This is a genomic window from Qipengyuania sp. JC766, assembly GCF_040717445.1.
GTDB lineage: Bacteria > Pseudomonadota > Alphaproteobacteria > Sphingomonadales > Sphingomonadaceae > JC766.
The window spans coordinates 92,445-102,417 of sequence record NZ_JBFEFL010000001.1 but is presented as its reverse complement, the minus strand read 5'-3'; the positions used below and the strand labels follow the sequence as shown (position 1 = coordinate 102,417).

The 9,973-nt window shown below is 63.9% G+C and carries 10 protein-coding genes; 7 read left to right on the top strand and 3 right to left on the bottom strand.

The features are described 5' to 3' along the window. Positions 1-32: 32 nt before the first annotated feature. A complete protein-coding gene (locus tag AB1K63_RS00510; RefSeq protein WP_366957931.1) occupies positions 33-752 on the bottom strand; it encodes a Crp/Fnr family transcriptional regulator in 720 nt (239 codons plus the stop codon). Between the two features lie 221 nt (positions 753-973). Here AB1K63_RS00510 and AB1K63_RS00505 point away from each other — a divergent pair, with 221 nt between their 5' ends. Then, positions 974-1,813, top strand: coding sequence for a Crp/Fnr family transcriptional regulator (locus tag AB1K63_RS00505; protein WP_366957930.1), 840 nt, complete (start codon positions 974-976; stop codon positions 1,811-1,813). Positions 1,814-1,852: 39 nt separating this feature from the next. Here AB1K63_RS00505 and AB1K63_RS00500 read toward each other — a convergent pair whose 3' ends face one another. After that, positions 1,853-2,749, bottom strand: coding sequence for a hydrogen peroxide-inducible genes activator (locus AB1K63_RS00500; RefSeq protein WP_366957929.1), 897 nt, complete (start codon positions 2,747-2,749; stop codon positions 1,853-1,855). 99 nt (positions 2,750-2,848) lie between these two features. Between AB1K63_RS00500 and AB1K63_RS00495 the strand changes: the two genes are divergently transcribed. The 5 genes from AB1K63_RS00495 (at position 2,849) to AB1K63_RS00475 (ending at position 6,603) form a co-directional block, all read left to right on the top strand. Then, the gene (locus AB1K63_RS00495; protein ID WP_366957928.1) at positions 2,849-3,064 is read left to right on the top strand and encodes a YdcH family protein; all 216 of its coding nucleotides are present in this window, start codon (positions 2,849-2,851) and stop codon (positions 3,062-3,064) included. 69 nt (positions 3,065-3,133) lie between these two features. Continuing rightward, positions 3,134-4,336, top strand: a complete 1,203-nt coding sequence (nhaA, locus tag AB1K63_RS00490) for a Na+/H+ antiporter NhaA (RefSeq protein ID WP_366957927.1) — start codon at positions 3,134-3,136, stop codon at positions 4,334-4,336. Further along, positions 4,329-5,369, top strand: coding sequence for a TerC family protein (locus AB1K63_RS00485; protein WP_366957926.1), 1,041 nt, complete (start codon positions 4,329-4,331; stop codon positions 5,367-5,369). The genes nhaA and AB1K63_RS00485 overlap by 8 nt, the downstream gene beginning before the upstream one ends. A 32-nt stretch (positions 5,370-5,401) precedes the next feature. Next, positions 5,402-5,989, top strand: a complete 588-nt coding sequence (locus tag AB1K63_RS00480; RefSeq protein ID WP_366957925.1) for a phosphoribosyl-AMP cyclohydrolase — start codon at positions 5,402-5,404, stop codon at positions 5,987-5,989. A 23-nt stretch (positions 5,990-6,012) separates the two neighbouring features. Beyond that, positions 6,013-6,603, top strand: a complete 591-nt coding sequence (locus AB1K63_RS00475) for a DUF2490 domain-containing protein (RefSeq protein ID WP_366957924.1) — start codon at positions 6,013-6,015, stop codon at positions 6,601-6,603. A gap of 104 nt (positions 6,604-6,707) precedes the next feature. On the opposite strand, the gene AB1K63_RS00470 is transcribed toward AB1K63_RS00475, so the two are convergent. Beyond that, complete coding sequence (locus tag AB1K63_RS00470; protein ID WP_366957922.1) at positions 6,708-8,492, bottom strand: SLC13 family permease; 1,785 nt, start codon at positions 8,490-8,492, stop codon at positions 6,708-6,710. Positions 8,493-8,675: 183 nt separating this feature from the next. On the opposite strand from AB1K63_RS00470, the gene AB1K63_RS00465 reads away from it, so the two are divergent. Continuing rightward, positions 8,676-9,971: an acyl-CoA dehydrogenase family protein gene (locus AB1K63_RS00465; RefSeq protein WP_366957921.1), complete on the top strand. Its 1,296-nt coding sequence runs from the start codon at positions 8,676-8,678 to the stop codon at positions 9,969-9,971. The last annotated feature ends 2 nt before the right edge of the window (positions 9,972-9,973 follow it).

The window sequence follows — 9,973 nt, the reverse complement described above, 5'->3', positions numbered from 1 at the left end:
GCGCCGTCGATGCGCCACCCGCGAAGCGCCGGTCAGGCGAGCGCCTGGCCGAACAGCTTTCGATACAGCTTTTCCGGCTCGCCGTAGCTCGGTCCGGCGAAATCCTCGAGCGCCGCACGGTCGCGGATCACGATGCAGCCCCGCTCGGATATGACGAGCTGCCGTTCCTCGAGCACGTGCAGCGCGTCCGTCACGCTGGCCCGGCGCACGCCGAGCATGACCGAAATGAATTCGTGAACCAGCGGCAATTCGTTCCAGTCCACCCGGTCGTGGCACATCAGGAGCCAGCGGGCGAGGCGCTGCTCGACGCGGTATGCGGCATTGCACAGCGCGGTCTGCGCGGTCTGGAAGGAATGGACATGCGCGAAGGACAGCAGGGCTTCGCGCAGGTCCGGGCACTTCTTCATGAGACCGCGCAGCGGGTCGGCTGCGATAGACAGTGCGATGCCCGGGATCTGGACCACCGTCAGATGCGCAATCTGGGTATCGCTGAGTGCGAACTGGACGGGCAGGAAGCCGTCGCGTCCGACCAGGCCGGCCTCGATCCGCTGCCCATCGGTCGTTTCGGCGATAATGGATCCGATGGCCGTTTCAGGAAACCAGACGGCGTCCAGGCATTCTCCGGGCGACGCGAGCACCTGATGACGGTTCAGCTGGTGTCGCGTCGCAAGATGGAGCAGCGCATCACGTGCGGTCGGATTTAGAGACTGCAACAAGATGTTGCGTGTGTCGGTAACGATCGGATCGGACATGCGACCTCCTGTCGCGCGAGAAGTGCGATCGGACGATGGCGACCAGAGGCGGGATCGCTCCTCCTAGGTCCGACCCGCCTACGGACGCCGGCCTCTCCGGTAAACATAAGACATGTATCCGCCCAACGTCCGGTGGCGTACCTTCCGCCGCCAGAGCCATCCTGGAACTAGGGTGGCCGGTGACTTGAAAAACTCTGCAAGTCACAAGGTGGAGCAGATTTATGGGAAGCGTGAGGGGCACCCCCTCGCACGCCGGCTATTCGCGTGGGTGGGACATGATGTTCGACGATCCGGATGGATGGCTGGCTGCGCTGGATCGCGAAGAACGCGAGGCGCTGCGCGTTGCGGCCGACGAACCGCTGGAATTTCCGGCCAAGACGGACTTCCTGCCCGAAGACGACAATGACGGCTGGCTGCACGTGCTGACGCATGGCTGGGCCGTTCGTTACCTGACCGGGCCCAATGGCTGGCGCCAGATCGTGGCGGTCAACCTACCCGGCGAGATACTGGACGCCGACCGGCTTTACCTGGACCGTGCGCGCTTCGGTCTCGCCACCATCACCGATTGCACCATCGTCCGGCTCGACCGAAGCAAGTTGCGGGAAATGGCCCAGAGCAGTCCGCCGGTTTGTCGCGCCTTCGGCGCGGTGCTCGCCATCGAAAAATTCTCCATGAGCGAGAGCGCCGCCCGGCTGGGCCAGCGATGCGCGCGCAACCGGATGGCGCATTTCTTCTGCGAGATGGCGGCGCGGCTGGACAAGCTGGCGGCCGCATCGCGGCGCGGACACTTCTTCCCCATCACGCAGGAACAGCTCGCGTCCATTCTCGGCATGTCGGTCGTCCACGTAAATCGCACATTGCAGGATCTTCGCGCGGACGGGCTGATCGAACTGCGGGCGCAGCGTTTGCAAATCCTCGATCGGACCAGGTTGACGCAGATCGCGGAGTTCGACGACGGCTACCTCAACCTGGAACCTGTGCGTGGCGGTCGAATATCGGACGAGACCGATCCGGATGGCGCGGGCGTCGGACCGGAAAACGCGTATTGCGAGAGCCGGTAGCCCACAGGAAATTTCCTATGCGATCGCGCCAGCCAGTCGCTAGTCCGTCCGCCCTTCCTGCGCGATAACCTGCGCAACTTCGGCATAAAGGTCGGCATAAGCGGCGCCGGTGCGCCAGACGGCCGCGATACTGCGATAATGCGCCCAGCCCTCCGGCTCCGCGATGCGTACCACGTCGAGCCCGCCCGCCCCCGACCGGATGTAGAGCCGCGGAAGGATCGCGAGCCCCACGCCCGATCCCACCATCTGCTGCAGCGCGTCGAGGCTCGTGCCCTCGTAGTCGGCCAGCACGCTCGCCTGCAGGTCCTCGCAGATTTCGACGATCTGGCGATGGTAATGGTGCCGGTGATCCAGCGTCAGAAAAGTGCGTCCGGCAAAATCGGCCCGGGTCAGGCGCTCGCGCGAGAGCAGCGGATCGTCCGGCGGCGCCACGATCCGCAGCGGTTCGCGAAACAGGGGTTCGACATGCAGCCCCCGACCGACAATCGGCATGGGAGACAGCACCATGTCCAACTCCCCTGCGGCCAGTTCGGCCTGGTGGATCGCTGGGATCCCCTCGCGCATGAAGATCCGCAGTTCCGGATAGCGTTGGTGCAGGCGCCTGATGACGCGCGGCATGAGGTAGGGGCCAAGCGTCGGGGTGACGCCGAAACGGATGGCACCCGCGGGCCGCGCGGCGAGGCGGTCCGCCGCTTCCTCGAAATCGTGCACCGCGCTCAGCACCGCGCGCGCACCGGCCAGCAATTCGCGCCCGCTCGGCGTGAGTTGCAGGCCCTTCGGCACACGCTCGAACAGCCTTAGGCCCAGCCGATCCTCGAGCTTGCGCAATTGCTGGCTCAACGCCGGCTGGGTCAGGTTCAGCGCAGTCGCGGCCTCCCCCATATTGCCCGTCTCGGCGAGCCGCACGAACATTCCGAGCTGTTTGAGCGTCACCATTGCGTCATTAGAAATACTTATCGAAAATTGGCAAGCTTACTGATTGGATTATCGAAGGCCGAATGCCGATCTCCATCCCATCGGACAATGGAGAGCGAGATGGCCGACACGACCAAACCTTCAGGAAACGACACGACAATTCCTTACCTGCGCAAGCTCGTGCGGGAACACCGTGCCCTCAACCGGCTAATTGACACGACCAAGGCGGCCGGTGCGCGTGAGGACCTGAAGTCGCTCAAACGCCTTCGCCTGCGTCTGAAAGACCAGATCGCTACTCTCCGGCGAGAACCCCGCGGACGCGGCATGGCGAACTGAGCCGACTGGGCGGCGGTCCGGACTGCCCCTCCCCCCCCGACCTCGTACGGACCGTCGCCCCTTTTCCTCATGACCAAACTTTCACCCACACAGCGCCTTCGCGCCTTCATCGCCAGCGAGAGCGCAGGCGGCATCGTGCTGATCGTGGCCGCCGCGATCGCGCTCGTGATCGCCAATTCCGCGCTGCTGGCACCGTATCAGAGCCTTCTCGCCACGCCGGTCATCTTCTCCGCCGGCGATCTCGTCTCGATCGACAAGCCCCTGCTGCTGTGGATCAACGACGGGCTGATGGCCCTGTTTTTCTTCCTCATCGGCCTGGAAGTGAAGCGCGAGGTCGTGACCGGGCAGCTTCGGACCTGGAAGCAGGCCGCGCTGCCCGTTTACGCCGCGATCGGCGGCATGGCGATTCCCGCGCTGGTCTTCGTCGCCATCAATACCGGTTCGCCGGAGAACATCCGCGGTTGGGCCATTCCCGCCGCGACCGACATCGCCTTCGCGCTCGGCCTGCTCGCTCTGCTGGGCAGCCGTGTACCCGTCGCGCTGAAGGCCCTGCTGCTGGCGGTCGCGATCATCGACGATATCGGGGCGATCGCCATCATCGCGCTGTTCTACACCGAGAACATGAATCTGGGCGCTCTCGCCCTCGCGCTGGTTCCCGCGGCGGGCATGCTGCTGCTAAATCGGGCCGGCGTGGCGCGTACCATCCCCTATTTCATCCTCGGAGCGATCCTGTGGATCTGCGTTCTCAAGTCCGGCGTCCATGCGACGCTGGCAGGCGTGGCGACTGCCATGTTCGTGCCGATCGCCACGGGTGACGAGCGGCCGCTGGCGCGGCTGGAACATGCGCTGCATCCGTGGGTCGCCTTCCTGATCCTGCCGGTCTTCGCCTTCGCGAATGCAGGCGTATCCTTCGTAGGGGCCGGGATTGCGGCGCTGTTCTCGCCCCTTTCGCTCGGCATTGCGGCGGGCCTCGTCATCGGCAAGCAGGCCGGTGTCTTCGGAGCATGCTGGATCGCGGCGAAGACGGGCCTTGCCAGCATGCCGGCGGACGTCACCTGGCGCCATATCTACGGCCTCGCCTGCCTGGCCGGCATCGGCTTCACCATGAGCCTTTTTATCGGCGGGCTTGCCTTTGCCGACCCGGCCCGGATCGATGCCGTGAAGATCGGCGTGCTGACCGGATCCATGATTTCCGCACTCATCGGGATGAGCGTGCTGGCCACCGCACCGCGGACCGCGCGAAGCAACGGGGAAATAGTATCGAATGCCTGACTTCCTGCTGATGGACTGGCTGGGCACGCCGGTCTGGTTCTGGGCCGCGTTCCTGACCATCGTCATCGTCCTCACCGCCTTCGACCTCGGCGTCCTCCACAAGGAGGACCGTGAGCTCGGCATCGCGGAGAGCCTTAAGCTGTCCGCCTTCTATATCGGCGTGGCGCTGCTTTTCGGCGTGTGGGTCTGGTTCGAGCGCGGCGAGACGTCGGGCATGCAGTACTTCACCGGCTTCTTCATCGAGAAGGCGCTGTCGATCGACAACGTCTTCGTCATCAGCCTGATCTTCACCTATTTCGCGATCCCGCGGAAGTACCAGTATCGCGCGCTTCTGTGGGGCATCATCGCGGTCATCGTCCTGCGCGGCCTGATGATCGCGGGCGGCGCGGCCCTATTGGCCGAGGCGTATTGGGTCCTCTACCTGTTCGCCGCCTTCCTGGTGTTCACCGGCATCAAGATGTTTTTCGCGGGCGACGAGCCGATGGACGTCGGCAACAACCCGGCGGTAAAATGGATCAGCCGCCACATGCGGGTCACGCCCGAACTGCACGGCCAGAAATTCCTGGTGAAGGTGCAGGACGAAAAGACCGGCAGGATGGTGCGCGCCGCGACCCCGCTGCTGCTGGCACTGGTGGTCATCAATCTTGCCGACCTGGTGTTCGCAGTGGACAGCGTGCCTGCCATCTTCGCGATCACGACCGACACCTTCATCGTCTACACCAGCAACATCTTCGCGATCCTGGGCCTGCGGGCGCTGTACTTCGCGCTGGCGGCGATGATCCACCGGTTCCACTACCTCAAATACGCGCTGGCCGCAGTGCTCGTCTTTATCGGCAGCAAGATCTTCGTTTCCGATTTCGTCATGGACGGCGAGAAATTCCCCGCCTGGGTCAGCCTCGGCGTGACCTTCGCGCTGATCGCCGCGGGCGTCCTCTACTCCCTGTGGAAGACGCGCGGCGAGGAAGAGCCCGAATGGCCGGCGGAAGACGATGCCCCGCCCACCCTGCCCGACGGCCAGGAGATTACCCGTTGAGCACCTGAACTAGCATGAAGGAGAATACGCCAATGAAATACGTTGTTGCAGCAGTCGCTCTTTCGCTCGGCCTGCCGGCCGTCGCCCATGCACAGGGCGCCCCCATCGGCAGCGGTAGCAGCCTGGAACCGACCGAGGCCCAGTTGCAGTGCATTACCGAACAGGAGGTCGTCGCCGCGCAAAGGGCGTGGGGCGAGGGGATCGTGCGGATCGGACAGGTCTTCTCCGAAGGGGGCGACTACGAAAAGGCCGCCGCCGACCACATCAACGAGTTCTACGCCTACGATCAGAGCCTCGTCCTGTTCAAGCCGACGCTCGCTTCTGTGGAACAGTTCCGCCCGTCCTTCGACGGCGCGCTGTCCTATTTCGTCGGCGGCAACGAGACCTTCCCGGAAGACAAGGGCTTCGCCATTCGTCCCTGGAGCAAGGTCCGCTGGGCCAATGCCGGCATCACGAACAACGTTTGTCACATGGCCGTGGCGATGGGCAATTACTACTTCACCCCGGCCGCCGGCGGCGACGAGGTGAAGGTCGAGTACACCATCGGCTACATCCGCGACGCGGAAGGCAAGCTTCGGATGGTCGTGCACAAGTCGACTATCCCCTACACCGGCGGTTGAACGGCCTAACGCCGGAGCTGACGATGCGTAGATACACGCGATCGTTACTTGCCGGGGCGGCCATTGCAGTCGCCCCGGCATCACCCGCCCTCGCCCAGGACGAGGCGTTCGAGCTCTGGCTCAACCCGTCCATCGGAACCGATCTGGACGCGGATACCGCGGTAGAAATCGAGACCGCGCAGCGCTTCCGTTCCGAGGAAGACGGCCGCGTCGATACCTATTACGTTCGCGCCTGGTTGCTGCAGGACATCGCAGACAATGCGACCCTGGGCGGCGCAGTCGAATACCGGATCAATGACGGCGGATCGAACGAGGTTCGCACGATCCAGCAGATCTCTGCCAGCCACGGCGCGCTGAAGACCAGGCTCCGCCTCGAACAGCGGTTCGTCGACGACGCGGATCAGATGGGACTGAGGCTTCGACCGAGGGTCGGCGTGGGCTTCGACCTGAGTGAAGACGGTCGCTGGTCGGCAGGCGGGGATGCCGAATTGTTTTGGACGCTGCGAGGCAACAATTCCGGCAGCGATACCGGCCTCACAGGCCTGCGCATGACCTTGGGCGTCGATTACGCGGTCAGCGAAAACCTCTCGCTCGGCCTCAGCTATCTGCGCTAGCAGGATATCGAGGATGCCGCACCCGACCAGATCGCGCATGTCCCGCTCATCGGCCTTTCCTACAGTTTCTGAGCAATATCTGTGAGAACGTTCTTGCTGAGCGATCAGACCATCGCGTCGATGGCGAGGCAGGTGGCGATACCTACAACCACGTTCATCGCAGTGCCGATTTTCAGGAAATCCGAGAACCGGTAATTGCCCGCGGCATAGACGATCGTGTTTGTCTGGTATCCGACCGGCGTGGCGAAGCTGGCGGACGCGGCGAACATCACTGCGAACAGCAGCGGTCGCGGCTCCGTGCCGAGGTCGGTTGCCAGTGCCAGCACGATTGGCGTCATGATGACGGCTACCGCGTTGTTGGTGACCGTCTCGGTCAGGATGGACGTCAGGAAGTAGATCGCCAGCAGCAGGAACAGCGGCGAAAGCTGCGCCAGATAGGGCAGTGCGGCACTCACGATCAGGTCGACCGTGCCTGCGCCTTCCAGCCCGATCCCGACCGCCAGCATCCCGAAAATCAGCACGATCACGTTTCCGTCGATGCTGCGCCACGCTTCCTCCGGATCAATGCAGCGCGACAGCAGGACGATCGCGACACCGGTTATGGCCAGCAGTTCGATCGTCCAGACGCCCAGAGCGGCAAGCACGATGATGCCGAGCATCGTCACCAGAGCGATGGGCGCGCGAAGGCGGCGATAGGGCCGCGTCTCCGGCGTCGAGATGTTGATCAGGTTGACGTTGCTCTCGATCGCCGAAATGCAGGCCGGACTGCCTTCGATCAGCAAATGGTCCGCTGCTCGCAACCGCGCATCGGCCAGTGTCGGTCCGGGAAAGTGCCGCGCGCGCGACAGGCCCAGGATCCGCGCACCCGTCTTGGTGAGGAAAGGAACTTCGGACAGCTTGCGCCCCAGCGTGGGATGGCTGGGCGATATCGCGGCTTCCACGATCCGCGATCGCTTCGGGTCGGGAGAGGTGCGCATGGCTAGGCCAAGCTCGGGCCCACGGCTCGCCGCTAGAGAGAGCATTTCGGTCTGGTTGGCGGCGATCAGCATAAGATCGCCTTCTTCCACGACCTCGTCCTTCAGCTCGCCGCGCAGGACCCGGCCGCCGCGCTCGATCCCCACCAGCCGCAGGCCGGACCGGCCGAACTGGGAGAGCGATCCGTACGTCTCCCCGATCGCCCCGTCATCTTCCTGCACGCGCAGCTGCGTCAAGTAGCGTTCCTCCATGGGCCGCCCGCCTTCGCGCGCGTCGGTTTCCGGTCGGTCGGGAAGCAGGAAGCGCCCCGTCAGGATAAGGAACGCGATGCCGGTCACGGCAGCGACCAGCCCCACACCGGTCAGTTCGAAAATGCCGAAGGCCGGCTCGCCCGCGCGCTGGGCCACGCCGTCAACGAGCAGGTTGGTCGAGGTGCCGATCAGCGTCAGCGTGCCGCCCAGGATCGAAAGATAGGACAGAGGGATCAGAAGCCGGCCTGCCGTAGTCCCGGCAAGCTTCGCTATCTTCTTGATGACCGGAACCAGGATAATGACCACCGGCGTGTTGTTCACCAGCGATGACGCGAGGAACGTCCCGCCGAGCAGTTCGCCGATGGAGCGGCGGGGATGCCGTTCGGTTCGGCGCTCCGCGATGCTGGCCAGCGCCTCCACCACGCCGGTACGGATCAGCGCGCCGGACAGGATGAACATGGCCGCGATGGTAATCGGCGCCGGATTGGCGAAGACCTGCTCCATCTGCGCGCGTTCCAGATAGCCAAGGAGCAGCATGACGGCGCCGCCGCCGACCGCGATGGTGACCGGCGGAAAACGCTCCGTGGCGAAAAGCACGAACAGGCCGACGAGCAGCGCCAGCCCGATCCAGGCCGAATAGTCCGTTATGAAAGTTTCGAGCATACCCTGCGCCGTAGCAGCTTCCGGTGCGATCGCGATACGATATCGAAGCCCTTCGGAGACCCGACGCCCGCGCCGCCACGCAGGGCCACCGAACATGACCGATACGATCCCTTGTGCTTTTTAGAAAACAAGGTACGCTTCCATCCAGAACGCACCGAAGTGCGTCGCACGGGAGAGATCGAAATGGCCTGGGATTTCCAAACTGAGCCCGGCTTCCAGGAGAAGCTGGACTGGATGGAAGGTTTCGTGCGCGAACGGGTCGAGCCGCTCGGCCTGCTCGGAATCCATCCCTACGACGTCAAGAATCCCCGCAGAAACGAATTGGTACGTACGTTGCAGCGCGAGGTGAAGGCGCAGGGCCTTTGGGCGTGCCATCTCGGACCGGAGTTGGGCGGCCAGGGTTACGGCCAAGTAAAGCTGGGCCTAATGAATGAGATTCTGGGCGGCGCGAGCTTTGCGCCGACCGTCTTTGGATGCCAGGCGCCCGACACCGGAAACGCGGAGATCATCGCGCATTACGGTACACCGGAACAGAAAACACGGTATCTGGAGCCGCTGCTGCAGAACGAGATCGTTTCCGCCTTCTCGATGACCGAGCCGCAGGGTGGATCCGACCCCACCAGCTTCGTCACTCGCGCCGAGCCGGATGGTGACGGCTGGGTGATCAATGGCGAGAAGTGGTTTTCGACCAACGGCAAATGGGCGGACTTCCTGATCGTCATGGCCGTGACCGACCCCGAAGCGCCCCGCCACGAGCGGATGAGCATGTTCATCGTGCCGGTCGATACGCCCGGCGTCGAGATCGTCCGGAATGTGGGCGTCTACGGACAGGAGAACGGTTCGGAGAGCTACATCCGTTACACCGACGTTCGCGTGCCTGCCGATCACCTGCTGGGTACGCGCGGCGGTGCCTTCGCGATTTCCCAGACGCGGCTGGGCGGTGGCCGTGTCCACCATGCGATGCGCACCGTTGGCAGTTGCAAGCGCCTGCTCGACGCGATGAGCCGCCGGGCGGTCAGCCGCAAGACGCGCACCGGGACCATCGCGGATTACCAGAGTGTGCAGATGCAGATCGCGGACAGCTACATAGAGCTGGAGCAGTTCAAGCTGTTCGTCCTGAAGACCGCGTGGATGATCGACAAGCACCAGGATTACCGCAAGGTCCGCAAGGACATCGCGGCGATCAAGGCGCTGATGCCCAAGGTCTATCACGACATCGCGCAGCGCTGCATCCATATCCACGGCTCGCTCGGCGTGTCGAACGAGATGCCGTTCGTGGGCAATCTGGTCGGGTCGATGGTGATGGGCATCGCCGACGGGCCGACCGAAGTTCACAAGGTGACGGTCGCGAAGCAGCACCTGCGCGGCTACCGCGATGTGCAGGATCCGATCTTTCCCGACTATTCTCTGATCGAGCGGCGCGCCCGCGCCCAGGAAATGTACGATCCGGTCGAGGATATCCTCGAGGCGGCGGAGTAGCA

What these genes read in the sequence shown, in the direction of transcription:
- AB1K63_RS00500 (WP_366957929.1), bottom strand. Translation starts at nt 2,749, where the DNA reads ATGGTGACGCTCAAACAGCTCGGAATGTTCGTGCGGCTCGCCGAGACG.
- AB1K63_RS00470 (WP_366957922.1), bottom strand. Translation starts at nt 8,492, where the DNA reads ATGCTCGAAACTTTCATAACGGACTATTCGGCCTGGATCGGGCTGGCG.
- AB1K63_RS00475 (WP_366957924.1), top strand. Translation starts at nt 6,013, where the DNA reads ATGCGTAGATACACGCGATCGTTACTTGCCGGGGCGGCCATTGCAGTC.
- AB1K63_RS00485 (WP_366957926.1), top strand. Translation starts at nt 4,329, where the DNA reads ATGCCTGACTTCCTGCTGATGGACTGGCTGGGCACGCCGGTCTGGTTC.
- AB1K63_RS00510 (WP_366957931.1), bottom strand. Translation starts at nt 752, where the DNA reads ATGTCCGATCCGATCGTTACCGACACACGCAACATCTTGTTGCAGTCT.
- AB1K63_RS00495 (WP_366957928.1), top strand. Translation starts at nt 2,849, where the DNA reads ATGGCCGACACGACCAAACCTTCAGGAAACGACACGACAATTCCTTAC.
- AB1K63_RS00465 (WP_366957921.1), top strand. Translation starts at nt 8,676, where the DNA reads ATGGCCTGGGATTTCCAAACTGAGCCCGGCTTCCAGGAGAAGCTGGAC.
- AB1K63_RS00505 (WP_366957930.1), top strand. Translation starts at nt 974, where the DNA reads ATGGGAAGCGTGAGGGGCACCCCCTCGCACGCCGGCTATTCGCGTGGG.
- nhaA (WP_366957927.1), top strand. Translation starts at nt 3,134, where the DNA reads ATGACCAAACTTTCACCCACACAGCGCCTTCGCGCCTTCATCGCCAGC.
- AB1K63_RS00480 (WP_366957925.1), top strand. Translation starts at nt 5,402, where the DNA reads ATGAAATACGTTGTTGCAGCAGTCGCTCTTTCGCTCGGCCTGCCGGCC.